Origin of the sequence: Streptomyces rugosispiralis (assembly GCF_024505145.1) — a bacterium.
In the GTDB taxonomy this organism is placed as follows: domain Bacteria; phylum Actinomycetota; class Actinomycetes; order Streptomycetales; family Streptomycetaceae; genus Streptomyces; species Streptomyces rugosispiralis.
Genome location: NZ_JANIAA010000060.1, coordinates 14,935 through 38,375, shown reverse-complemented (window position 1 = coordinate 38,375; position 23,441 = coordinate 14,935). Strand labels below are relative to the sequence as shown.

The window sequence follows — 23,441 nt, the reverse complement described above, 5'->3', positions numbered from 1 at the left end:
TCCCGCTGGCCCTCGCGATGCGAGGGCGGTCACCTCCGCTGCGCTCCGGTGACCGGTGGGGCCGGCCGCTGCGCGCCCGGCTGGCCGCGCGACGCGCGGCCATGGCGATCAGGTCCTGATGGTGCGCCTAGTAAGGCCTCCAGTAAAGGAGTTGAGGGAGCGCGAGGCACTCCTGGGCGGGTCCGCTGCGCTCCCTCGCCTGACGGTCCTTCCGGCTGCGCCTCCAGAACCGTTAGGGCCCGCTGGCGCGGACCGGGCTGGCTAGGAAAGGTGGGGGGCGCTCGTTCGAGTGGGTTCCAGTGTAGAGGGTGCATCAAGTTGATGCAGCATGTACCGTTGGCGAAAACACAGGACATCCCCAACCACCCACGGCCGGGCCGATGTCCAAGCCAGCAGGAAAAGGGAACCCGCATGTGGAGTGCTCAGGATGTGGCGCGGGATCAGGTTAGGCGCCAGGCAAACGGCCTCGATATGGCCGCCGTTGCGGAGAAGGTCGCGGAGGCTGCTGCCCGCGAGCGTGAGACAGCGGAGCAGTTGAGGCGGGGCGGTTCCTTCTCCGAGTTCGAGACGAACCCGGAGCAGCTGGCTGCCATCTGGGCGGCAAAGCATGTGGAGTGGCAGCGCGTCAGGGACTTGATGGCTCAGGCCGGTTGGAGCGCGTACGAGCCGGACCGGGACACCGAGGGCTCCACGTGGGCTCAGGAGCTGCGAAGAGCGGCGTGACGGTGCTCTCGCGGCGCGGGCCGCCTTCGAGGCGCGGCGTCGGGAGGGGGTGGATGAGCTGTGGCTGTCCGCTGCGCCCGGCCGGCTGATCCGGGCGGCAGCCGACCGGGCCGGGCTCATGCCCACCCAGGTCCTGGCGCAGCTCGCCGAACGGATCGTGGTGGGCGAGGACGGTACGGTGTCAGTCCCGCCCTTCACGCCGTCCCGGTGATTTCCCAAAGCGGTCAGAAAACGAGTTAGGGGAGGATTTCTAGATGCCGGGTATTCAGCTCAAGGAACACCAGGTTGACCAGAAGGCGGCTTTCCGCAAGTGGGTGGGATTCCCTGCAAGGTCATCTGTGCCCCCGGAGGGGGCGCGGGGCACGATCGTGTCAGCGACCGGTTCGGGCAAGACGATCACGGCGGCTGCGTGCGCGCTGGAGTGCTTCCCGGGCGGGCGGATCCTCGTGACCGTGCCGACCCTGGATCTGCTGGTGCAGACCGCCCAGGCGTGGCGCCTGGTGGACCACCGGGCGCCGATGGTGGCGGTGTGCTCGCTGGAGAACGACCCGGTGCTGAACGAGCTGGGGGTGCGCACCACCACCAACCCGATCCAGCTCGCCCTGTGGGCAGGGTCGGGGCCCGTGGTCGTGTTCGCCACGTACGCCTCTCTCGTGGACCGCGAGGACTTCGACGACCCGATGGGCCAGCGGAAGGTTCGCGGGCCGCTGGAGGCCGCTCTGGCGGGCGGGGATCGCCTCTATGGCCAGCAGATGGCAGGCTTCGACCTCGCCATCATCGACGAAGCCCACGGCACCGCAGGTGATCTTGGGAGGCCGTGGGCGGCGATCCACGACAATCAACGGATCCCGGCCGACTTCCGGCTCTACCTGACCGCGACCCCGCGCATCCTGGCCTCGCCCCGGCCGCAGAAGGGCGCGGACGGCCAGGAGCTGGAGATCGCATCGATGGGCCAGGACTCCCAGACCTACGGCCCCTGGCTTGCCGAACTCGGGCTGAGCGAGGCGATCGAGCGAGGCATCCTCGCGGGCTTCGAGATCGACGTGCTGGAGATCCGCGACCCCTCACCGGCCCCAGGAGAGTCGGAGGAGGCACAGCGGGGCCGGCGCCTCGCTCTCCTGCAGACCGCGTTCCTGGAGCACGCCGCAAGGTGGAACCTGCGCACGGTGATGACGTTCCACCAGAAGGTGGAGGAGGCCGCCGCATTCGCGGAGAAGATGCCGGATACGGCCGCGGAGCTGTATGTCAACGACGCCTCCCATGACGACCTGGCGAAGGCGGAGGAGCTGCCGAAGTCGTCCATCGACGCGGAGTTCTACGACCTGGAGGCCGGCCGTCACGTACCCCCAGACCGCGTGTGGTCGGCGTGGCTGTGCGGCGACCACCTCGTGGCCGAGCGCCGCGAAGTCCTGCGCCAGTTCGCAGGCGGCATCGACGCCAACAACCGGCGCGTCCACCGCGCGTTCCTCGCTAGCTGTCGCGTGCTCGGGGAAGGCGTGGACATCACCGGCGAGCGGGGAGTCGAGGCCGTCTGCTTCGCCGACACCCGCGGCTCCCAGGTAGAGATCGTGCAGAACATCGGCCGCGCCCTCAGGCTCAACCGCGACGGCAGCACGAAGATCGCCCGCATCATCGTGCCGGTCTTCCTGGAGCCCGACGAGGACCCCACCGACATGGTCGCCTCCGCCTCGTTCCGCCCCCTCGTAGCCTTTTTGCAAGGCCTGCGCTCGCACGATGAGCGCCTGGTCGAGCAGCTCGCCTCCCGCGCCCTCACCAGCGGGAAGCGCAAGATGCACCTCCGGCGCGACGAAGACGGGCGGATCGTCGGGGCCGGCGGCGAGGTGGGCGAGGACCAGGAGCAGGACGACACCCAGGCCGCCGCCGATTCGGCGCTGCTGCACTTCTCCTCTCCTCGGGACGTGGCGACGATCGCCGCATTCCTGCGCACCCGGGTGTACCGGCCGGAGTCCCTGGTGTGGCTAGAGGGCTACCAGGCCCTGCTCCGCTGGCGGAAGGAGAATGAGATCACCGGCCTGTACGCAGTTCCCTACGATGTCGAGACCGAGGTTGGCACGACGAAGGCCTTTCCGCTTGGGAGGTGGGTGCACCAGCAGAGGAAGGCGCTGCGAGCGGGTGAGCTGGAGCCGCGGCGCAAAGAGCTGCTCGACTTGCCGGAGGCCGGGATGGTCTGGGAGCCCGGCGAGGAAGCCTGGGAAAACAAGCTCGCCGCGCTGCGGTCCTACCGGCGGGCCACCGGGCACCTCGCCCCGCGGCAGGACGCCGTGTGGGGCGAGGACGAGGCGATGGTGCCCATCGGGCAGCACATGGCGAACCTGCGCCGGAAAGGCGGCCTCGGGAAGGACCCGAAGCGGGCCGCCGCACGCGCGGAGCAGCTGGCGGCGATCGACCCGGACTGGAACTGCCCGTGGCCGCTGAGCTGGCAGCGGCACTACCGAGTGCTCGCCGACCTGGTCGACGCCGACGGCCACCTGCCCTACATTGCGCCTGGCGTCACCTTCGAGGGCGACGACATCGGCACCTGGAGGTGGCGGCAGCAGGATCCGGGCACCTGGGCGCAGCTCCTGCCCGAGCAGCAGAAGCGGCTGACCGCACTGGGCATCAAGGCAGCTGAGGTCCCGCCTCCCTCTCCGGCAGCCGCTCGCACGGCGAAGGGTCCGAGCAAGGCACAGGCGGCGTTCCAGCGCGGCCTCGCGGCCCTCACACAGTGGAAAGAGCGCGAAGGCGACCGGCCCGTGCCGAGGGGGCACAGCGAACAGATCGCGGTCGACGGCGAGGCCGAGCCAGTGGTCGTGAAGCTCGGCGTATGGATTTCGAACACCAAATCGAGAAGGGACCGGTTGGGCGCCGATCAGCTCGCCGCGCTCGCGGAGCTGGGCATGGACTGGGCGTGACACGCTGCCTCGCTCGTCGTTGAGCTGGAAGGTCAGCGACGACCACTGGAACGGAAGCGTAGCCCCGGGGCTTTGTCTCGCTTTCTGGCGCCGGACCCGGTGCAACGTGGGCCGCAACACAGGTCCGCTTTCCAGGTCAGGGGCTCAATACGTCTGGGGAGCGAGGCGGTGGATGCTCCACGGTCCAGCGACGTTCAATGTTCTGACTGGGCGGAAATACGCCGTACTCCAAGATGTACTGAGGAGCAGAGTGCGTCTGCCCGTCCCACGGCTTGGGCTGGCCGGGGCTGTTCGGCTCCCAATGCTTCCAGGGGTCGTGCTGCGGGTGGTGGATCACGAACTGGTCAGCCACGTCGTACGCCACCTCCACGAGCGCGAAGCCGATGGCGCCCTCCGCGTGCATCAAGTGGTCAACGTGCTTACGCCGGTCGGCGCCCCGGGTAGCGGGGCCGGGTAGGAACAGAAAGCGGTGAGGGTCCAGCGGGAGCAGGATGTCGCTCAGTGCGGCGGCACGCAGTTGGTCTTCGTCGTCGGGGCGGTTCCATATGGCGATCGGGGTATCGCTGGTCAGCAGGCACATGTCGCTGAAGCCGAGCGCCCACGGACGTGCTTCCAGGGTGAGCGTCAACGTGGCGATGTTCTCGACGATGTAGCGCAGGTGGGGGTTGTTCTGCGCGAGGTTGTGCACTTCTTGCGGGAGGCCGGTGATGTCCGGTGCTTGGGTCTGCTGGTGGGTAAGCCGTTTCCGCTGGCGCGTGGTGCGCAGGATCTGGGCAGCCATCCACCAGGCGAGGACATGGCGCTGGTCCGGGCTCAACGGCCAATGCGGCGTGAGCGCCCAGTCCGGGTCGTTCAGGAGGGCTTTCAGTACTGTGTCGGCGCGTCCTTCGAGGGAGGTGAACAGCTCCTCTGCAGCGTGGTGAGGGACCCCCGCGGCACTGATCCCCCAGTAGTAGCCGGTCTCGGCAGCGATGTTGGTAGGCGTCACGGTAAACGGCTCGTTGATCTTGTCGAGCCGTCGCGCCTTCAGCTCGTACTTGCGGCGTGCTACGTGCTGAGCGAAGTGCTTCAGGTACATCTGCGGCACTGTGTGATCCCGAGTTCCCCCGACCTTGGCCGCGCGCTTCCCCGACGACGCCTTACCCACCGGCTGCCTTCCCCCCTTTATGGCTGTCCGCGCCAGTCATACACGGAAGCAAGCAGAGAGTGTCACCGAATTTCGCGGAGTACTGCCGGACAGCGGTGCGGCAGCTGGCGAGCGGCCGGATGTCGTCTGGCCCATGTCCCTGCTCTTCCTGTGTGGACGTTCACGCTACGCATCGTCGTCGATGTGCAATGTCCAGCGAGACGTGCAGCCGCTGTGGGATCCGAGTCGGGTGGCAAGTCCGCGCAATGCCGCGTAGCCGAAGCCGCAGCCGCGCCGCACGCAGGCCGACAAGTGGGCGATGAGCTGCGAGGCCGCCAAGCAGTTCTACAGGCGCGAGGGGCATCTGCGGGTGCCGAGGAAGCACGTCGAGCGGGTCACTGGCGAGGACCAGGAGGAGCGGGACCTCCGGCTGGGTGGGTGGATCGGAAATCAGCGGAGCAGGGCCGCGGCCCTATCGCCGGAGCGGGTAGAGCAGCTGTCCGAAATCGGCATGCGGTGGACATAGAGAAATCTTCGAGCCCACCCAGAGATCTGGAGCTCTCTGCCCCATAACTAAATCAGCGTCGAAGGCCCGGGCCGGGGCGGGGCGGGCCTTCGACGTGGCTCGCAGATTTCTCACCGACTCCCACTGTCCGCGGCCCAGCCAACGACTCCAGGGAGTGAAGACGGCTCTACCACGACGGCACGGGCCAACTGCCCGGTCAACGAGCTCAGAAGGGAGCAGGGGCAATGCCACGTGACATCTGTGCCACGCTGATCTCACTGCGCCTCACACGAGTACGACATCTGGTGAGGGCTGGGCCGACCGCGCGGCTTCTCTCCGCGGACGACAGCTCGTCTGTCCGAGAAGACCGCCGACCGCGCGGCGCACATCCCCCCGCGGACGACACCATGCAGGTGTCCGTGTTCCCTGCTCTCCCCGCACAGAGGAGTCCCACCATGCATCGGGACATCGATTCCGCGCTGCCCGTGCAGCCCTCCCTTGGACATCAGGCCGCCGTACCCGCGAACCCGAGTCGGTCGCGCCTCGCCCGGCGTCTGCGTCTCATCGCCGCCCGTGCGCGTGCCATCGCCTGGAAGTTGGTGAAACTGTCCGGCGAGGAGTTCGTCAAGGGCTTCGCCAACAAAGCTGGCAGCATCACCGCGCTCGTCCCGGGCGCAGTCGTCGTTGCCTGCATGCTGGGCCTGGACCCGGCCGATGTCGTACGCCGCGTGCTCGGCATGTGACTGCCGTCGTGCCCGGAGCCCGGCGGCTACGGTGCCGGGCACGACGGCTGCACCCCGCGTGCTCCGCTGTGGCTGTCTGAGCGCCTTCAGGGACGCTCTGCCAGGTGCCTCTCCATCTGGGGAGGCACGCTCTTGGCGGAGGAGGCGGGTCAGAGCGGCTCTTCGTGGCCGGCCTGCGAGCAATTCGGAACAATCCGCTGGATGAATGAGGAGGACAGGCAGCGAACGCCCGTCTCGTGCGCGGTGTCGTTCCCCGAGATCCGGGCGGCGCCTCGCCCGGCGCGGGGCTGGAGCGGCTGAGGCGGCGCGCCGCGCCCCGGACGGTGCTGCTGGGCCGCTATGACGCCGCAGGCCGTCTGCAGTACACCGGGGGCGCAGCACCCAGGGTCCTGGCCGCTGCTGTGCACGGTGGCTCTCCGGCTGCCCGAGATGGAGGGCCGGTGCACGAGGATCGGTGCACTGCTCATGCCTCCCAGCGTGCTCTGGGCCAGGCGGGCGGCGGGTGCGTCGGCCCGGGACGGTCAGGGAGTGTCGCCAGTCCAGTCCCAGCGGTCCGGGTCGCCGGGGCGCGGGTTGTACAGGGCCCGGCCGCCGATGCCGAACTGCCCCAGCTCGGTGGAGAGTGCGACGCCGGCGCCGACCTGGTCCTGTGTCCAGCCGGTGATGTCGAGCAGCAAGCCGTCCAGCGGGCCGCCGACCAGCTCAACGTAGCGCCGGTCCGGACGCGGGCCCGGGTGGTCGTGGTCGGCGCCGTAGACCCGGCCGCGCAACAGCTGCTCGTCATCACGGTCCATTCGTCCAGCCTGGCAGCCACCACCGACAGTGCGCGCTGACGCAGAGCGGCCCTGGGCTTGCCCGCGCCGCCGGTCCAAGCTTGCCCGGGTTAGGTGCTCACCTCGGTGATGGTGTCCGCGATCAGCACGGGTAGGTGGTTGATGGCGCGTTCCAGGAGCCGTTCGATCGGGACTGCGTGCTGGGTGTTGTCGACGCTGATGAGCGTGCCCCAGGCTGCGGGTTGGTAGCGGGCGAGCATGGCCAGCGCGTAGAGGACCGCCCACCAGGCCATCAGCGGGTGCAGTTCCCGTTTCATCGGCGGGAGGACGGGCAGGAAGTACCGGTCTCCGGCGTAGCCGCGGGTCATGGCCCGCAGGTGGGCCAGCCGTTCGGCTCCGGTCGCCAGTCCGTCGAGTCGTGTTCCCGCCCCCCTGGGGCATCCGCCAGTTGATCGTCAGTTCGCCCCCGCCGTGGTCGTACCGACGGTATTCCGGAGGCGCCTCCAGCCCGAGGCTGAGAGCGTGGGTGGACACGTAGCTCTCGTACTGAGCAGCAGCCGGATACGAGGTCAGGAAGTCGGACAGCGCCTCACGGGTGCCAGCGTCCATGACCCGGTCGGGATGTTGCATACATCGACGCTCAAGAGGGAGTGCTCGTGCGTGCCGACGCTAGCCTCGTCCACGTACATCGGGGTGAGCCGGTCCCTGATGGTGAGCGGGTAGCGGAGGTTCGAGGGCAGCAGGTCCCACACGTCCTCCAGGCGCACCGGGTCCCTCTTCCATACCGGGGAGTCGAGCACTTCGCTGACCCGTACGAAGCTGCCCTGGGTGTCTGGCGGGTCGGTGCGGATCTCGATATCGGGGAAAGGTCGGTCGAAGCCGGTGGTCTTGATCCCGTGGGTGACCAGCCGCCAGTCCTCGCTCTTTAGGGTCACCGCGGCGGCCGCGATGGCGCGGCCGGCTTGGCTGAGGCCGTAGAAGACCTGGAGCGGGCGCGTGGCGGGGCCCACGACGGCAGCAGCTCGGAACATCTGCCGGCCTGCTCCAGGGCCGCCGCATAGGTCTTGCGGCGCGAGCCCGGTCCAGCCCTCCCCGGTGGATTCCAGCGACTGGCCCGCTGCCGCTCTCACGCCTCATCGGCGTCCACGTGGATGTCCATGGCCCGGGACGCTACCCGGCGCCGAGCAGCCCACGCGGGTGAATTTCTCCTTCGCGTACGCGGGCGCGGATCTAAGCGAATGAGTCCAATTTGCCTCATTTTAAAGCACCTTGACAGCATTTCATGCATTCTGTCACAGTCATGTTCGCCTGCTCCGGGGTGACGACGAAGAAAGGACGATCCCCATGGCACGACGCACCGAGTACGACGAAAACCAGGCGGCTGGACGCCTCCGGATACCGATCACAGCCCTTCCGGTGGGCGCGGCACACCGGCCTCGTCCCGGCCCCCGACGCCTCGTCCTGGACGTGGTCGCGGGCCGCTGTAGAGGCGATGGACCCGCACACGGTCCGGGCCGCGATCCCCCGCGAGCCGATCGCGGGCAGCATCGCCGCGGACCGGATCGCCGAGGCGCTCGGCACACCGAACCCGGCCGCGTACGGCCAGCGGTCGAACGTCACCGCGTTCGTGGTCCGCCGGTTCATCGCGCGCGGCCTGCTGACGCACCTCAGCGGGAACCCCGACGGGTCGCTGGTCAACCCGGACGAGATCGACGCCGTGTGTGAGCGCGAGGACCTGGCCGCGCTGGTCGCCTCCGCTGCCCCGCTCGGCCCCGACCAGGCCGCCGAACGTCTCGGAGTGCGGCGGGCTGGCGTTGTGTCACACGCCGGCGCCAGCACGTCAGCCGGGCCGGGCCGCCAGTGACCAACAGGCCCCGGGCCGGGCCTCGGCCGCCCGTGGTCACATGGTCAGTCATACCCTGGAAAGCTGGCCACGGCAGGCTGGCACGGGCGCCCGCTGGCCTCATCCGAAGTGGTGCGTGGGATATGAGCAACGGCGGGCAGAAGCCGCGGCCGTCGGCGTGGGCCAGGCCCCGATGCGCACCCCGCACCGGCCGGTGCGCGCACCCTGGACGGCGGTGGTGCGCATTGGGTGCGCAGCACCGTCGGACGATGTTCCGCGCCGCGCGCATCGCGTGCGCATCGTGGTGCGCGCCACCGCATCGTGCGCCACGCCGGGCGCGCACTCCAAGCGGGCGGGCGCCTATATCTCGCACCCCCTTGTCCGCGGTCTGTTCGGCACCCGCAGCGTGATCGGTCCAGGGAGAACGCGCCGGATAGCGAACCCGGTCAAGGGAAAACGCGACTCATCACGTACACCACGGCGGTGATGTCCACGGCAGCCAGGGCGACGTCGACGACCGGCTGCACCCGCGCCCACACCACGGCCGCCGCCGCCCGGGCCCGCTCGATCAGCCGGTAGACGACGCAGGCGCCGACCTTCCCGATCGCCGACGCGCGCCACCGCGTGCGCAGCTCTGACAGCGGCCTCGCCACCTTGCGCTTCGGCGGGCGCGTCTGGTCGGCGGCCTGCCGGTTCAGCGCGTAGGCGGCGCGCTCGCCCGGCGGGTGCCCCTGTGCCTCTTCGTATTCGGCGAGGAGGATGGGCAGCGCGTCCGCGATCTGCTGACGGCGGGTCGACTGCCATCCGATGAGCCGCTGGTCGATCCCGGCGATCTCCATGACCGGGCGCTTGCCGGGCGTCACCTCGCGCGGCTCCCACGCCCATCCGAGCCGGGCGGAGACCTCCTCCATGAAGGTCAGGGTGTAGAGGGTGTCGGCCGCAACGATGTGCTCCGGCATCGAGTCCGTGGACAGGTGGCCCCACGTCCCCTTGCCGTCCGGCCGCCGGGCGCGGATCGAGACGACCGCATGGTCATGCAGCAGTGGCTTTCCGGCTCTGGACTCGTAGTGCCGGAACGCCGCGACGATCAGCCCGCCCTTCACCGGCTTGCGGTGCTTGCCGCCGCTCCCCCAGCGGATCTCCGCGACTGACTCCTCCAGCCACGCCAGCGTCTTGTCCCGGGCGATGTCCTGGCACAGCTCCAGCACCAGGCGGGTCTCCTCATCACCCAGTGCCCACGCGATCTGCCCCGTCGACGGCGCCCGGAACGTCAGGTCAATGGCCAGCCAGAAAGTCCGCTCCTTGGCCTTGTCGGTCTCCGGCGACTGGTGGTGCTCAATGGGTCTGCCCAGCACGGTCACCCGTCGGGCCTTCGCTGGGTCGTCGCCCGCCTCCAGGCGCTCGCGCTCGATCCGGTCGGCGTCCGGGTGCCGGCCGGCCTTCTCCCAGCAGCAGTTCGGCCTGCCGCTCGGTCACCACGTCCCCGGACGCGAGACCGACCGCGGCCATGCCCCGGCCCTTCCAGACTCCGGGCGGAACACCGGCTTCGTCCTGGGCGGCGCGCAGCGGCGTGCCCGCAGCGCGTTGGCCGTCGCCGACCATCACACTGCGGAAGTAGTACAGCCAGCTGCCCGGGCGGACCTTCGCTTTGCTGAGCACCGGGCCATGGAACCCCGCCTTTGAGCTGCGGAAAAGCGCGATCGGCGCTGCTTCCCGCCGGGTGGGAGGCCATCATCAGGTCTTTGCCGCAGCGCCCGCCAGGCGGGCCGCCTCGCCGGCCCGAGACGGTAAGCAGCCGGGGTGTGCACTCTCCCGCGCATGAACATCACCAGGTACGGAAAAGCCCCGCGCTCTGTGCCGCACGCCGCTGCTGGAAGACGTGTACCAAGTCCGCTCCGCGCAGTCCGACCGGCTGAGCGGGTCACCGGACGCCGCTGCCCCGGCTGCCAGACGACCCGGCCCGACCAGTGGACGGAAGTAATGCGGGTCCTCTACGCCGACGCCTGACGAGGTCGTGCGAATACTGCGCAACGGCCGACCACCCACACCCCACACACCTCAAAACCGCCAGCAGCGTCAACCACCGCCCATCTACGTACCACTCCCCCGGCCACCAGCCAAAGACGCTCCAGCCAGCACCACGTCACCGACTCCCTTCACCCCAAGCAAGACACCTACAGCCCTCGGCACCGCCCGGGGGCTTCGTGCTTCCCGGAGGAGATCGCCGTGCCCACGTACGAGGCCCTGCCCCGCTTCCGCTGCCGAAGTGGCACGTCATCTGCCCGGCCATCGGCCCGACGTCTCACCCGTCACGATGTGCGGTGCAGGCAGCTTGATGCCTTGCGTACCGGAGCGGAAGCACGGGCGAGCGCCGGATTACCGATAGGGCCGCTGCCTTCGGCAGGATGGCCGCCATGACCGAGATCCGCACACCCCGCCTCCTCCTCCGTCGCTGGCATGACGACGACCTCGCGCCGATGGCGGACATCAACGCGGACCCGCAAGTCATGCGCTGGATCGACGACGGCTCGGTGCGCGACCTGGACCACACGGCAGAGGCCATCGAGCGGTGGGAGGAGGAGTGGGACGAGGAGGGCTTCGGACTCTTCGCCGTCGAGCTGCTGGCCTCGGGTGAACTCGCAGGCTTCACAGGTCTGTCCGTGCCCGAGTTCCTGCCGGAGGTACTGCCCGCCGTGACAATCAGCTGGCAGCTCGGCTCACAGTTCTGGGGCCAGGGATACGCGTCCGAAGCCGCCCACGCCACACTGGAGTTCGCACTCCAGGACCGCGGCCTCGACCACATCATCAGCATCAACCGGGTGGGTGACAACGCCTCCGAGAACATCATCCGAAAGCTCGGCATGGTGCCCGAGCGAGAGACCGCGCACCCGGTGTATGCCTATCCGCTGCACGTTCACACCATCGATCTCACCGAGTTCCAGGCATGAACCGGCCGCGCCATCGATCATCACAAGACGCCGACCGCTGTCCGTACGGCCCCGCCTGATCGCCACGGAACGGACACTCAGGCGAAGGATGTTACATTTCCGTCGCTGACCTGCACTTTCAGGGAACCGCGGCCAGAGCCAATTTTAAAGAGCCCTATCAGGTGGCCTAGTACTCCAGTGCGGTTTCGTGATCTACCCAGCAGGTTCGTCGAGGGGACCGCCGTTGATAGTGACTGCGACGAGCTGTTGCCTGGTGGCGTCTGCGCCAGATGGACCAGTGCAGCAGTCTGGTCGCGGTCACGGCCGGTGGGTTGAGGACAGCGGCGAACAGGTGGCGGATCTCCGGGACGGTCAACGGGATCGGATCGTTGCTGCGGGCGGGGTGGTGCGAGTCGGTGGGCCGGTCCGGGGCCGCGCTGGCGGCGACGGCAGTCAGGAAAGCCGGGGCGAGCATGGCGAGCGTGCTGTGCCGGTGCCATGCGGTCCAGTTGCGGACCTGGTAATCGTCGAGGCCGACCTGGCCCTTGGCGGTCTGGAAACACTCCTCCACGCTCCAGCGGACACCGGCGACGCGGACCAGCTCCGCCAGGGGCACCCTGGTGGGTGACCAGCACAGGTAGAAGGCGAGTTCGCCGGTGGTCCGGTTGCGGCGGATCAGCAGGTGGCGATGGCTGTCGCTGCCGATGTGGATCCGGGCCCAGTCGTAGTAGCGCGGGCCCTTCGCCCCTGCCCCGGCGCTGTGCCGCTGCCAGGCCGTGGCGGGCAGGCGACGGACGAGAACGTCGACGCGGACAGGGGTGCGGCCGTGGTTGATCCGGACCCGGGTGGAGCAGGCGACGGCCATCACGTAACCAAGGCCCCGTGCTTCCAGAGCGGCGCGGAGCTGGGGATCCTGGCCGTAGGCCTCGTCGCCGGTCACCCAGGAGGCGGTGATGCCGGCCTCCAGTGAGGCGGCGATCATCTCTGCGGCCAGGTGAGGTTTGGTCGCGAACTGCACCTCGTCGGGTATGCCGGCCTCGCGGCGGCGCTGGAGATGGGTGCACCAGGAGTGCTCGGGCAGGTAGAGCCGACGGTCGATCAGTACCCGTCCCCGGCAGGTGGCCAACGGCGAGGAACACGCCGACCTGGCTGTTCTCGATGCGTCCCGCGGTGCCGGTGTACTGCCGTTGCACGCCCGCCGAGGCGTGGCCCTTCTTCACGAAGCCGGTCTCGTCCACGATGAGCACCGCGCCGTCGGTGCCGAGGTGGTCGGCTGCGTAGGAACGCAGGTCGCGGACGGCATCGGCGTCCCAGCGGGCGTAGCGCAGCAGGCGCTGCATCGGCCCGGGCCGGCTATGGCCCGCCTGTTCGGCCAGCTGCCGGCAGTTCTTCCGCTCGACACCCGATAGCAGTCCGAGCAGATAGGCGCGGGCGGTCGCCCGTGGCTCAACTCGGCCGGACCGGCCCGCGATCCGGGTCATGACCTGGTCGAACATCGCTCGACAGCGGGCAGGGTCTACGCTCTGGCCTGCGGCCACCGCAAGATCTTCAGGAGTCCACACAACCGCCGATGATCACGTGGTGGGCCTTACCCGTTTCCAGCCGGGTTCCCTGCAAGATCGCGAGGTCAGACTGGAGTACCAGGTGGGCGCTGCTCCTCTTTGCGGCAGACTCAGCGGACCGTCGGAGCTGGCGGCGCGACCGCCTCGCACAGCTCAGCGACGGCCTGGGCGACGAGCTCGGAAAGCGTCGCGTCCGGCTCGGCCAGCCAGCGGGACGTGGCGCGCCGGGAAATCGCAATCGCCACGTCGATGATGAAGCGTGCCTTGCCGGGCTCGACGCCGCGGCGCTCGAGTGCCCGAGCCAGCGCCTCGGCGATGTCGGCGAGCTTGATCAGATCGCGCTCGGCCAGTGCCGGGTTGGCGGCGATCACCTTGATGCGGCGCAGCAGAAACTCGCGCGGGCGAAAGATCTCGTCTGCGGTCCCTAGCGCGGTCAGCAGCGCCTCGATCGGCCTGAGACTTCGGTCGGCCGCCTCGACCTGGGCGACGAGGTGAGCCTCTAGCTCGTTGCCGGCGAAGAGGACTTCCCGCTTGTCGGGGAAGTAGCGGTAGAAGGAGCGCTCAGTCAGACCGGCGGTGCGCGCGATCTGCGCGACCGAGGTGCGTTCGAACCCCTGGGTCTCGAACAGCTCGAGCGCCGCGCGCTCGAGCCGGCCTTGCGCGTCGGATTCCCATCGTGGCATGCCCACCAGGATATGACAGCAGACGCTGTCGTCACGGTGCTAGGGTCAATGACAACAGATGCTGTCATCATGCAGGAGATCATCGTGAAGGCTCTTCAGTTCGACCGATTCGGATCCCCGGACGTGATCGTGCTCCGCAATGTCCTGAAGCCGGAGCCGGGCCCCGGCCAGATCCGGATCGCCGTGCGGGCGTGCGGCCTGACACCGGCCGACTGGCACGTCGTCGACGGTCTCCTCGCCGACCATCTGCCGCCGCTGCCGCGCGGGCTCGGCCTCGAGGTCGCGGGCACCGTCGACGCGCTCGGCGAGAACGTCACCGGCGTCCAGACCGGCGACCGCGTGTTCGGCCCGGCCACCTTCGACGGCCCGACGGCCGGCGCCGCCGAGTACGCGCTGATGCCGGCCTGGGCACGCATTCCCGAGGGCGTAACCGCCGAGCAGGCCGCCGCGCTGCCGATGGCGGCCGAGACGGCGTGGCGCGCACTCGACGACCTCGGCGTCCAGCCGGGTGAGCTGCTGCTCGTCCACGGCGCGGGCACCACCGTGGGTGAGGCGGCGGTGCGCTTCGCGCTGCACCGGGGTATTCGGGTGATCGCCACAGCCGGGCCGACCCGGGCCGCCGCCCTGGAAGAGATCGGCGCCCAGGTGACCGCCTACGGCGAGGGCATGGCCGAACGCGTCAGCGCACTGACCCCAGGCCCCGTGGACCGCGCCCTGGACACCGCGCCGACCGGGGGCCGGATCGACCGCGCCGACCAGCCCAGCCCGGCCGGCGGCTCGCTGCCGGCCTTGATCGGGCTGACCGGGGATCCCGACCGTGTCCTCACCGTCTCGGACTTCGCCGCCGCAGCCGAACTGGGCGTCCGGATCACCACCGAGATCCGCTACGACCAGATGAATGAGTTCGCCAGGCTCGCCGGCGAAGGCATCCTGGTCGTACCGGTCGCCCGCACCTACACCCTCGACCAGATCCAGGAAGCGGCCAAGCTCAGCCAATCCCGCCGCCCCGGCGGCAAGCTCATGCTCGTCCTGTGATCGCCTTGCCGGCCTGTTCAGGCGAAAGGAGTCCGCACAACCCCCGGTGATCACGCGGTGGCCGTACCCGTTCCCGACCAAGGTCCCTACAAGATTGCGAAGTCACACTGGAGTACTAGCCCTCGCCCAGACCCATGGCGTGGCTCCGCGCATCACGAGCGGCACCAAACCCAGACGGACACAGACCCGTTTGCGCAGCCCGGCCGGTACCCGGCGAGCGTGTGCGCACTGCGCATCGACCCCGACGCCGCCTCCTCGCGCCTCGACCTCCCAACGGATCAGGCTGCGCAGCACGACGTCCTCCGCAGACTGATCGCAGGCAGCGCAGACCGGGCCGTCCACCACCGGCACGCGCTCCCACACGTCCACGGCAACGGAGCCGGGATGCGATTACCGGTGAACCCGGCAGCCTGGGCACTCGCCTGCTCCTGGCGCGGACTGGACCTGCACCATCTCCTCTACGGCCCGGTCATCGTCACCGGACCGGACACCAGCGGCACCGTCGAGGACCTCGAGGACAGGCTGCTCGCCCAGGCCGAGGAAGTCGCCCGCAGGGCGGAGGAACTGCGCTTGGAGTGGTCTGCCCGCCACTCACGGCGCGTCGCCCGTCACCAACGTGCCCGGACAACACACCTAGCCCGCCGGGAGTGTTGCAGCTTGCTCAGGTCAGGCGGTTCGGGGGACTCCGGCGATGGCGTCCAGGCGCAGTGGTCTGCCGGAATTCTGCATCTCGTGCATAGTCGGGCAGATCCACCCTCCCTCGAGGTGCTCGTTCCATGCGTAGATGAGGACGGCATTCGCGGGAACATTCGCCGAGTGGGAGTTGGTCCAACTGATCGCTTCTCCGAGGTGATGTGCGATGTCCGTCGGCGTCGCCTGCTGGGTCCATTGGTCCTCGAGGCCCAGGTAGTCATCGGAAGGCTGGACCCCCCACGGCACCGGGTACTCGTACATCGGCCGCGGGTCCCAACCGGTTGACACTGTCGGAATGACCTGCCCGGCCGCACCTGCGTAGTCGGACCACAAACTCGCCTCAAGACTGGTGAGTGACGAATACGATGCCCCGTCAGCCTGTCCCGTCGCATAGCGGCTCACCGCATCGGCCCCAACTGTAGCCTTCACGTCTGCCACGCCCTGCGCGGTCCATCCCATGACCACGATGTAGGGATCGGGCAACCCTGCGCTGGTCGCCTTCGACCGCATTTTGGCGACCTTTTCAGCGGTTGCATTGTTCAAGATGTAGACAAGCGGGCGGCCGTCGAGGACCTTCTGGTAGTTCGACTCGCCGAACCGCGCCACAAGCTCCGTTAGATTCGCGTCGTACTGCGCCATGAAGTTCCCGTCCAGAATGGCGCACCAATTGACCTGGTTGTTCAGATCGCTGGACAGATACAACTCCCGAGCCCGCGCCAACGGCTGCTGCGGGTAGTAGTCGAAGGCCCAGTAGTCGATCCCGGCCGCGACTGCGTAACGGATTTCCTGGTCCATGACCTCCTGACTGGTCCCCTCGCAGTTGACAGACTCGGTCACCACCACGTTGACGTTGTCGACGTACAGGTCAGAGGTCCGGTTCGGATTGGTCTGGAAGTGCAGCTTGCCGAATGAGGCGGGGGAGCTGAGCAGCGGGACGTGGTGGGCCTTGCGCACCCCACCGACGAAGATGTCCACCCACGGCGCAGCACCTTGAGGCGGCGTCGGATCGACGGTGACCTTGATCGAGTACCAGGTGTCGTCTGCGATGGCCTGGAGGACCTGCCACGTTCCGGAGGGCGTGCGGTACGCGAGGTGCTTGCCGGTGGCATCCCGTTGGGTGGCGATGTCGACGACCGTAGTCGATCCGCCCGTGACCAGCGCTCGTGACCAGCCGCCGGCGGCCTTCTCCTTCCAGTCCCACCGCAGGGTGATGGCCCTGCTCTGCGCGGCAAACGCGCGCGACATCGTCGCCATCCCCGTGGCGGAGGTGTCGCGCAGATAAACGCTCTTCCCCTCGCGATCGGGCCCTTGCACGACCGCCACGCTGGTGCCAGTGCCCTCCGAAACGGTCCAGCCGGACGGCGCAGCACCCGTCGTCTCCGTGTCGAATCCTTGGTCGAGCAGGACTGGGTTGGGCACAGTGATCTTGGAGAAGAACGGCATCCGGAAGTGGAACTTCTCGGGAGACAGAATGCGGTTGGTGCCCATTCCATGCATGGTCTGTCCGCCCGCGTAGGCATCCCAGCGGATCGCGCCGACCAGCGTTCGCCCGGCACGGGATCGCGGCTTACCGGCCGCTGCGGCTGCCGGCACGCCTGAGAGCCCCAGCGCGGCACCACCGGTCGCCGCAGCTGCTGCCTTGAGCAGATCTCTACGACTCGCGCCGCCACCCGAAGCAGAATCCGACCTGCGAGCAACCATAGCCAACCTCCACGAACCGACTCGGTTTTTACCCTGATTGCAGAACGGGCCCACCGCTACGCTGCACGACATCGCGGCGCCCGGTGAGGTCGCGTGAATTTCGTGTTACGGACCCTAGTCGCGCGCAATTGTCGACGCTGACACGAGGTTGAGAAATTGTTGGACGATATTGACCGATCTGCAGTGAGGAAGCCGCGGCCCTGTGAGCTCAATGAGCTTCTTCGAGCTTCGAGTGCGGCAGGATGGATGACCAACGAGGCCCCCGGGCCGACCACTCCCACAAGCACCTCCGGCACGGGGTGAACGTGCAGGTGGTCACCGATCCGGGCGGCCGGTTGGTGTGGCTCTCACCCGCATTGCGGGCCGAGAACAATAGTCAAAAGTGGTGGGTGAGTTGATCTCAGCTCCTGCCGCGGTGGGTAAGGCCGGCCTTGGCGGTGCTGCGGATCCGCTTGGTGCGGCCGGCTTCGGCGAGGACCCCGATGACCTCGGTGTTCGTCCCGGCGGCGGTCTTGAGCTGGAGCCAGTTGGACGACGCGGGCAGGCCGTCCGGCGACCAGGACAGGTTGAGCGTGACGGCGCGGAAGAGCGCCCATGCCCGCAGGCGCTGCACCAGGAAGAGGTGATCGCTCGTGGCCTGGGCCATCGTCTGGTCCGGATCCGTGAGCACGCGGCGAACCAGGTCGACCTCGTCCGGGTCGGCGACGCGCCCCAGCGCGTCGAGGCAGGCCGCGAAGCGGACGTGCTCGTCCGTTTTCTGCAGGATCTCGTCGACGTTCACGCGGCCTGCACCTCGCGCTCGACCAGGACGCCGTTCTCGAAGCGTGCACCCGTACGGACACCAGGTGGGCCCCGGTGATCGCGCGCCATCGCGCCTGAGCTGACTCGACCAGATTGACGACCATCGCGAGAGCGGCCGCCGGGCTGCCCGCGCCTCGCGTGACCTTGGTGCGGAGCTTGACCGTGGAGAACGTCGACTCGATGGGGTTGGTGGTCCGCAGGTGAATCCAGTGCTCGGCTGGGAAGTCGTAGAACGCGAGCAGTCCGTCCCGGTCCTCGGCGATCTCCGCGACGGCCTTCGGGAACTTCGCCCCGTAGGTCTTCGCGAACGCCTCGACCGCCTTCTCGGCGTGGCTGCGGTCCTCGGCGTCGTAGATCTCCTGCATCGCCTTCGCCGCGCCGGGCCGGGCGGACTTGGGCAGGCAGTTGTTGACGTTGCGGGCTTTGTGAACCCAGCACCTTGCGGTCTGGCTGCCGGAAATACCTCGGCGAGCGCGCCACAGGCCCATTGCGCCGTCGCCGATGACCAGCTCGGGGTCGCGCATGCCACGTCGACGGCGGTCACGCAGCAGGTCGGCCCACGACTCGGTGGACTCGCGCAAGCCCTCGGCCAGAGCGATCAGCTCCCTGGCGCCGTCCAGCCGGACCCCGAGCAGGACCAGCACACGAGTGCGCCCGGCCGAGCCGGACCTTGGGATGGACTCCGTCGGCCCACACGTAGACGAAGTCGCGGTCGGACAGGTCCCGGTTCTGGAAGGCGGTGGTCATCGCTCCACTGCTTGGTCAGCCGGGTCACGGTCACGGTCGCGGGCCGACAGGCCGACCGTGCCGCCCAGGAACTGCTCCGGCGCCGGGACGAAGTCCCCGGACGAGAGTCCGGGCAGGTAGAGCGGCGGCAGCACTTCGGAGATCTTCGGGGACTTGCGGCACCGGGGCGGAAGGATCGTCGAGGAGAACCGCGTGCGCTCGCCGGTCGCCTCGCCGACGCGGCGGTCGTTGATCCGCGGGGCCTTGGCCTCGGTCTCCCCGGCCACGGTGGTGACCTTCCGCGGCTGGTGGTAGCCGTTGCGGACCACCAGGCGGTGCCCCATCTCCTCCCGCTCATGGGACAACTCCGCTAGGTAGGCGTTGACTTCGGCTTCCAATGCGGCGGCCGGCATCCGCCTCGCGCCCTCACGGACGATCTCGTCCAGCAGGGAGCCGTCCCGCGTGGAACCGTCGGCATTGACTACGGTTAGCACGGGCGTGCCTTCCCGACCGACGCCCTGGAGCGGTACGTCCACCCCGGCGTCGACGCGGTCGCCCGACACGTCGCCGAGCTCGATCCCGCCGCACTCACACCGGATGTGACCAGGGCGGACAGTGACGCAGCGGTCGTCGCTGTCCGCCCCGAGGACGCACCTCGCCGTCTACGCGGCCGGGGTGAGTTCGGCGCGGCCGAACAGCAGGGCGTAGCCGGTGGGGAGCTGGTGGAGGACGCGGGTGAGCAGCTCGGGGCCGGCGTAGACGGCGACGATGGAGAAGACGGAGCCGGCATCCCAGCGGGTGGTGGCCAGGGAGGCGCCGGTGCGGGCGGCGAGGTCCTTGACGAAGGCCCAGCCGGTCAGCGGTCGAGCGTCGGGGATCTGCGCGGTCAGCACGCGTGCGGCTTCCAGGGGCAGGCAGCCGGCCAGGTCGACACGTTCGTCGCCGGTCAGCTGACGCCCCAGGCCGGCGAGAACCAGGCGGACGGCTTCGTCAGCTCTCCCGAGGGTGGGGTAGGCGCCCTCGTAGCGGACCTTTTCCAGCATCTGCGCGTATGCCGTCCCGTACGGCTGCTGGGGCGGTGCCTGCCGGTCGGAGATCACTGGGGGTTGCCTTTCTTGCTGCGGGCCGGTGTTCGGGCACCGGGGTGCGGGATGGTCAGGTGGGCTGGGGGCGGCCGAAGAGCAGGTCGTAACCGGGGTCGCTGGAGCAGGATCTGGCGAGGCAGGTCTTCGTCAGCCGGCGTCGGCGACGGTGGACAGCACGGCGGGGACGTCCCAGGCCGCGGTCTGCTCGGCGGCGCCCTCGATCCACGCGGCGGATGCGCGGATGAACCGCTTCGGGGGCAGCGGCTCGGCGCTGGTCAGCGGGTTGAGCAGGATCAGGGCGAACGCATCGGGCAGGGGCGCCGTCAGCTGAGTGCGGATGCCGCCGACCAGGTGTGCGCCGAGGAGAGCGAGTGCCACACGAGCCGCGCGCCCTCCGCAGTGTCGTACTCGCCGCGTTCCTTCACGTGGCCCAGGAATGCTGCGCGTCGCAGAGTCATCTCGACCGCCGCCCCTTCTTCTTCGGGTTGTCCACGGGGGTGCGGAGCGCGGGATGAGGCGGATCAGGCGACCGCCCTCCGCACCCGTCCGGCCGGTATCAGCCGGAGATCTCCTTGTGGCCGGATCCGACGCCGATGGAGATCTTGCGGGGCTTGGCGCGCTCGGCGATCGGGATGCGCAGGGTGAGCACGCCCGCGTCGTAGTCGGCCTGGATGCGCTCGGTGTCGAGGGTGTCGGCGAGCGCGATCTGGCGGGAGAAGACACCCAGCGGCCGCTCGGACAGCTCCATCTGCACGTCGTCGGCCTTCACCACCGGCCGCCGCTCGGCCTTGACCGTGAGCATGTTCCGCTCGACGGCGATGTCGATCGCGTCCGCGGGGACGCCCGGAAGGTCGAAGGCCACCACATACTCGTCGCCCTCGCGGTAGGCATCCATCGGCATCACCGACGGACGGGACCAGGTGCCCGGGCCCATCAGCTGCTGCGCCAGCCGGTCCAGTTCACGGAAGGGGTCAGTGCGCATCAACATCGTGAAAACACCTCCAGCAGGTTCAGGCAGTTGCTGCCAATGCGCCGCACTGACACCGTTGTAACATGTCATCCAATGGATGACAAACACGATGTCGTCGCCATGATGACAATCCGAGGGAGGTGCCCGTGACCGCAGCCGACCAGCCGTCCACGAGCAGCACGAACGCCCATGGCCCGGCGTCGTTCCTCGCCGCCGCGGCGGCCCTCAACGCCATGGACGACGCCCTGCGCGACGCCCGGCGAGAGTCCCCGGACGCGCCCGAAGGTCCCGGCCCCGGGCCGGAGCAGGCGCCGGCCCCCCTGATGCTGCTGCGGCCCTGATGCTGCTGCGGCAGGTGCGCGAGCAGCTCGCCGGGTGGGAGACCGGCCTGATCGAAACGGCCCGGGACGCGGGAGCCAGCCGGGCCGACCTCGCCCGTCCCCTCGGCGTCGCCAGCCGCCAGGCCGCCGAACGCCGCTACCTGCGCGGCCGCCCCGGCCCGGCCGGGACCACAGGCGAGCAACACGTAACGGCTGCCCGCCAGGCCCGGGCCGCCGAACGCACCACCGCCACCCGGGCCCGCACCAACGCCGCCGACCTGCGCCGCCTCGCCGGCCAGATCACCACCCTCACCGGCCTCCCCCAGCCGCCCGCCGCCCGCTCGGCGAGCTCCACGCGGCCCTCGCCCACGACGACCCCGCCGACCTCATCGCCCCCCTGACCGCCGCCCGCCCCCACCTGGCCGCCGCCCACCCCGACCTCGCCGCCCGGCTCGACCCCCTCACACCCCCCCCTGAACTCACCGGTTGCCCCAAGACATGGCGTGAGATCCCCCTGCCGTCACGTGACACAGCCCTGCTCCCCCGCCTCGCCCTGCCGGAGGCCCTGCCGGAGTCGTTCTCCTGGACCGGTGCCGACACCGCGTTCACCTCGGTCACCGGCGGCGAGGCGAGGCTGAAGAACCTGCACGTGACGATCGCCGCACTGCTGGTCGCGCCCAGCCGCAACGTCGCTACACCCCGGTCATCGGGGCCGGGGACGCACTGAAGTACGGCCGCCTGCCCCCGAACGGAGGGTCACCAAAACCGCGATCAGGAACGGCCGTGGGTGATGTACTCCTCCGGGACCCGTGGTTCCACCGGATCGACGGCACTCTGATCGAAAACACAGCGGTCGAGGACGAGTTCGTACTCATACGGGCTCGGTCCGCGTCCGTGCGGGCCGGCTGCCCTGACTGTGGTGTTGTGCCGCAGCAGGTTCACAGCCGGCACCTGCACCGGCCGGCCGATAGTGCGGTCGCAGGCCGTCCCGTGGTGATCGGGCTACACGTGAGGCGGTTCCGGTGCGGCGAACGCGCCCGCCCACGGACCACATTCACCGAGCAGATCGAAGGGCTGACGTTTCGTCCACCGTCGGCGAAGCTCCGGGCTGAACAAGGTGCTTCAGTATCCAGCCGTGATGCCGGCGGGCCGGGCCGGCTCGCGACCGGCCAGAGTACTGAAGGTCAAGACGAGCCGGCCGTCGCCCCGTCGATCCACCGCCCGGCCGATCCGTGGAGACGGGTGGCGAACTGGTTGAAGGACCATTCCGGAGTCGAGGTCATCTGCCGGCGCGGCCAGGCACCGCAGCCGGGACACCGGGCGCCGGCCGCCCGACACCTGATCCCTATACGGATCACCTCGCCGTCTTCTTCCGCCGACACCACCGCCACCTCTGGAGTCGCCAGGAACAGCAACTCCTCCCGGCACAGCATGACCTCGTTCACGACCCGGCACCGGCAGCCAAGTCCTGGTCGCAGCCGGCTGTTTTCGGGCAACCTCCGCAGAGCCAATACCGAGATCAATAGTCACACAGAGTGAGCGCCCCACAGGAATCGATCCAGAACCCAAGGTGGTGAACATCCGCTGTCCGCTCCCGGGTTCCGGCTCAGCTTCTGGATACTGCTGGTGATCTTCGCTCGTTGGGGTGAAACTGTGCGGTCTTCCGTTCTCGCTTGGTCTGGGTCTGCCGCTCTTGTCTGAGCGAGGCGGATCGAGCGGCCGGAAGGCCGCGACGGCGATGGGCTCGGGTGCGGGGCGGGTGGTTCCGCCGTTGACGGTGCGGATGGCTCGGGCGAGCGATCCGCCAGGCACGGCCGCGATGTGGGCGCGGGACCGGCTGGATGAACTGTTCGTCGATGAGGACTTCGCGGACTGGTATCCGGCTGATGGGAGAAAGAGGCGGTCACCGGCCCGGCTCGCGTTGGTGTCCGTGCTGCAGTACGCCGAGAACCTGACCGGCCGGCAGGCCGCCGAGGCCGTGCGGTGCCGTCTCGACAGCAAGTACCGTCTGGGCCTTGGAGCCGGACGATCCGGGGTTCGGCTTCTCAGTACTCAGCGAGTTCAGGGACCGGATGGCCCAGGGCGACCGGGCCGACCGGCTGCTGGCCGTTACGGCCGGCCATCTTGTGGCGGCTGGGCTGGTCAAACGCCGCGGCCGGGTGCGGACGGACCCCACCCATGTGCTCGCCGCGGTCCGCCGCCTGAACCGGGGAGAACTGGTCGCCGAGACCTTACGGACCGCGCTGGAGGAACTCTCGGAGCACGGTGAGGAATGGCTGGCCCGGCTCGTCACCCGGGACTGGGCAGACCGCC

The 23,441-nt window shown here is 69.1% G+C and carries 20 protein-coding genes and 7 pseudogenes; 12 read left to right on the top strand and 15 right to left on the bottom strand.

The genetic code is table 11. The annotated features are described in order from the left end of the window. Positions 1 to 411: 411 nt before the first annotated feature. Genes NP777_RS44010 through NP777_RS44000 form a run of 3 tightly spaced genes read left to right on the top strand, consistent with a single transcriptional unit; the run spans position 412 to position 3,635 of the window. Positions 412 to 723, top strand: coding sequence for a hypothetical protein (locus NP777_RS44010; protein WP_256655811.1), 312 nt, complete (start codon positions 412 to 414; stop codon positions 721 to 723). A gap of 49 nt (positions 724 to 772) precedes the next feature. Continuing rightward, positions 773 to 934, top strand: coding sequence for a hypothetical protein (locus NP777_RS44005; RefSeq protein ID WP_256655810.1), 162 nt, complete (start codon positions 773 to 775; stop codon positions 932 to 934). Positions 935 to 977: 43 nt separating this feature from the next. Continuing rightward, positions 978 to 3,635, top strand: coding sequence for a DEAD/DEAH box helicase (locus NP777_RS44000; protein WP_256655809.1), 2,658 nt, complete (start codon positions 978 to 980; stop codon positions 3,633 to 3,635). A 136-nt stretch (positions 3,636 to 3,771) separates the two neighbouring features. Here the strand turns inward: NP777_RS44000 and NP777_RS43995 are convergent, their stop codons facing one another. Further along, positions 3,772 to 4,722 carry a DUF4238 domain-containing protein gene (locus tag NP777_RS43995; RefSeq protein WP_256655808.1) on the bottom strand — a complete coding sequence of 317 codons (951 nt, stop codon included), beginning with the start codon at positions 4,720 to 4,722 and terminating at the stop codon, positions 3,772 to 3,774. A gap of 355 nt (positions 4,723 to 5,077) precedes the next feature. On the opposite strand from NP777_RS43995, the pseudogene NP777_RS43990 reads away from it, so the two are divergent. Both NP777_RS43990 and NP777_RS43985 read left to right on the top strand, forming a co-directional pair. Beyond that, positions 5,078 to 5,287: pseudogene (locus tag NP777_RS43990) on the top strand (helicase associated domain-containing protein); the annotation flags it as partial. Between the two features lie 434 nt (positions 5,288 to 5,721). After that, positions 5,722 to 6,009 carry a hypothetical protein gene (locus NP777_RS43985; RefSeq protein WP_256655807.1) on the top strand — a complete coding sequence of 96 codons (288 nt, stop codon included), beginning with the start codon at positions 5,722 to 5,724 and terminating at the stop codon, positions 6,007 to 6,009. A 521-nt stretch (positions 6,010 to 6,530) separates the two neighbouring features. Here the strand turns inward: NP777_RS43985 and NP777_RS43980 are convergent. The 3 genes from NP777_RS43980 to NP777_RS43970 form a co-directional block, all read right to left on the bottom strand. Then, complete coding sequence (locus tag NP777_RS43980) at positions 6,531 to 6,803, bottom strand: hypothetical protein (RefSeq protein WP_256655806.1); 273 nt, start codon at positions 6,801 to 6,803, stop codon at positions 6,531 to 6,533. Between the two features lie 89 nt (positions 6,804 to 6,892). Continuing rightward, a complete protein-coding gene (locus tag NP777_RS43975; protein ID WP_256655805.1) occupies positions 6,893 to 7,150 on the bottom strand; it encodes a YaaC family protein in 258 nt (85 codons plus the stop codon). Between the two features lie 201 nt (positions 7,151 to 7,351). Then, complete coding sequence (locus NP777_RS43970; protein ID WP_256655804.1) at positions 7,352 to 7,813, bottom strand: YaaC family protein; 462 nt, start codon at positions 7,811 to 7,813, stop codon at positions 7,352 to 7,354. 461 nt (positions 7,814 to 8,274) lie between these two features. Between NP777_RS43970 and NP777_RS43965 the strand changes: the two genes are divergently transcribed. Continuing rightward, positions 8,275 to 8,646: a hypothetical protein gene (locus tag NP777_RS43965; protein WP_256655803.1), complete on the top strand. Its 372-nt coding sequence runs from the start codon at positions 8,275 to 8,277 to the stop codon at positions 8,644 to 8,646. A 425-nt stretch (positions 8,647 to 9,071) separates the two neighbouring features. Here NP777_RS43965 and mobF read toward each other — a convergent pair whose 3' ends face one another. Together mobF and NP777_RS48785 are read right to left on the bottom strand one after the other, a co-directional pair. Next, complete coding sequence (mobF, locus tag NP777_RS43960; protein ID WP_391858697.1) at positions 9,072 to 10,022, bottom strand: MobF family relaxase; 951 nt, start codon at positions 10,020 to 10,022, stop codon at positions 9,072 to 9,074. Further along, positions 9,961 to 10,284 (bottom strand): hypothetical protein, encoded by a 324-nt coding sequence (locus NP777_RS48785; protein WP_391858693.1) that lies wholly within the window; start codon positions 10,282 to 10,284, stop codon positions 9,961 to 9,963. Before NP777_RS48785 ends, mobF begins: the two co-directional genes overlap by 62 nt. A gap of 755 nt (positions 10,285 to 11,039) precedes the next feature. On the opposite strand from NP777_RS48785, the gene NP777_RS43955 reads away from it, so the two are divergent. Beyond that, positions 11,040 to 11,573 (top strand): GNAT family N-acetyltransferase, encoded by a 534-nt coding sequence (locus NP777_RS43955; RefSeq protein WP_256655802.1) that lies wholly within the window; start codon positions 11,040 to 11,042, stop codon positions 11,571 to 11,573. A 166-nt stretch (positions 11,574 to 11,739) separates the two neighbouring features. Here the strand turns inward: NP777_RS43955 and NP777_RS43950 are convergent. Together NP777_RS43950 and NP777_RS43945 are read right to left on the bottom strand one after the other, a co-directional pair. After that, a pseudogene (locus tag NP777_RS43950) lies at positions 11,740 to 13,048 on the bottom strand (IS701 family transposase). Between the two features lie 176 nt (positions 13,049 to 13,224). Next, positions 13,225 to 13,797, bottom strand: a complete 573-nt coding sequence (locus tag NP777_RS43945) for a TetR/AcrR family transcriptional regulator (RefSeq protein WP_256655801.1) — start codon at positions 13,795 to 13,797, stop codon at positions 13,225 to 13,227. Positions 13,798 to 13,866: 69 nt separating this feature from the next. On the opposite strand from NP777_RS43945, the gene NP777_RS43940 reads away from it, so the two are divergent. Further along, entirely contained in the window at positions 13,867 to 14,832 is a 966-nt protein-coding gene (locus NP777_RS43940) for an NADP-dependent oxidoreductase (RefSeq protein ID WP_305890758.1), read from the top strand. A 666-nt stretch (positions 14,833 to 15,498) separates the two neighbouring features. Here NP777_RS43940 and NP777_RS43935 read toward each other — a convergent pair. Beyond that, entirely contained in the window at positions 15,499 to 17,013 is a 1,515-nt protein-coding gene (locus NP777_RS43935) for a hypothetical protein (RefSeq protein ID WP_256655800.1), read from the bottom strand. Positions 17,014 to 17,456: 443 nt separating this feature from the next. On the opposite strand from NP777_RS43935, the pseudogene NP777_RS43930 reads away from it, so the two are divergent. Then, positions 17,457 to 17,585 (top strand): annotated as a pseudogene (locus NP777_RS43930) (IS5/IS1182 family transposase); the annotation flags it as partial. 41 nt (positions 17,586 to 17,626) lie between these two features. Here the strand turns inward: NP777_RS43930 and NP777_RS43925 are convergent. From NP777_RS43925 to NP777_RS43905, 5 genes and pseudogenes are all read right to left on the bottom strand, one after another. Beyond that, positions 17,627 to 18,007, bottom strand: coding sequence for a hypothetical protein (locus NP777_RS43925; protein WP_256655799.1), 381 nt, complete (start codon positions 18,005 to 18,007; stop codon positions 17,627 to 17,629). A gap of 52 nt (positions 18,008 to 18,059) precedes the next feature. Then, positions 18,060 to 19,247 (bottom strand): annotated as a pseudogene (locus tag NP777_RS43920) (IS256 family transposase); the annotation flags it as partial. A 168-nt stretch (positions 19,248 to 19,415) separates the two neighbouring features. Beyond that, positions 19,416 to 19,853 (bottom strand): DUF2267 domain-containing protein, encoded by a 438-nt coding sequence (locus NP777_RS43915; protein ID WP_256655798.1) that lies wholly within the window; start codon positions 19,851 to 19,853, stop codon positions 19,416 to 19,418. Positions 19,854 to 19,908: 55 nt separating this feature from the next. Continuing rightward, positions 19,909 to 20,296 (bottom strand): annotated as a pseudogene (locus NP777_RS43910) (DUF2267 domain-containing protein). 98 nt (positions 20,297 to 20,394) lie between these two features. Next, positions 20,395 to 20,826 (bottom strand): Hsp20/alpha crystallin family protein, encoded by a 432-nt coding sequence (locus tag NP777_RS43905; protein ID WP_256655797.1) that lies wholly within the window; start codon positions 20,824 to 20,826, stop codon positions 20,395 to 20,397. Positions 20,827 to 20,954: 128 nt separating this feature from the next. Here NP777_RS43905 and NP777_RS43900 point away from each other — a divergent pair. Beyond that, positions 20,955 to 21,600 (top strand): annotated as a pseudogene (locus tag NP777_RS43900) (type III effector protein); the annotation flags it as partial. A 311-nt stretch (positions 21,601 to 21,911) separates the two neighbouring features. Further along, positions 21,912 to 22,142, top strand: a pseudogene (locus tag NP777_RS48780) (ISL3 family transposase); the annotation flags it as partial. A gap of 170 nt (positions 22,143 to 22,312) precedes the next feature. Here the strand turns inward: NP777_RS48780 and NP777_RS43895 are convergent. Next, positions 22,313 to 22,573: a hypothetical protein gene (locus tag NP777_RS43895; RefSeq protein ID WP_256655796.1), complete on the bottom strand. Its 261-nt coding sequence runs from the start codon at positions 22,571 to 22,573 to the stop codon at positions 22,313 to 22,315. Positions 22,574 to 22,866: 293 nt separating this feature from the next. Here NP777_RS43895 and NP777_RS48775 point away from each other — a divergent pair, with 293 nt between their 5' ends. Next, positions 22,867 to 23,397 (top strand): transposase, encoded by a 531-nt coding sequence (locus NP777_RS48775; RefSeq protein WP_391858696.1) that lies wholly within the window; start codon positions 22,867 to 22,869, stop codon positions 23,395 to 23,397. Positions 23,398 to 23,441 lie beyond the last annotated feature (44 nt).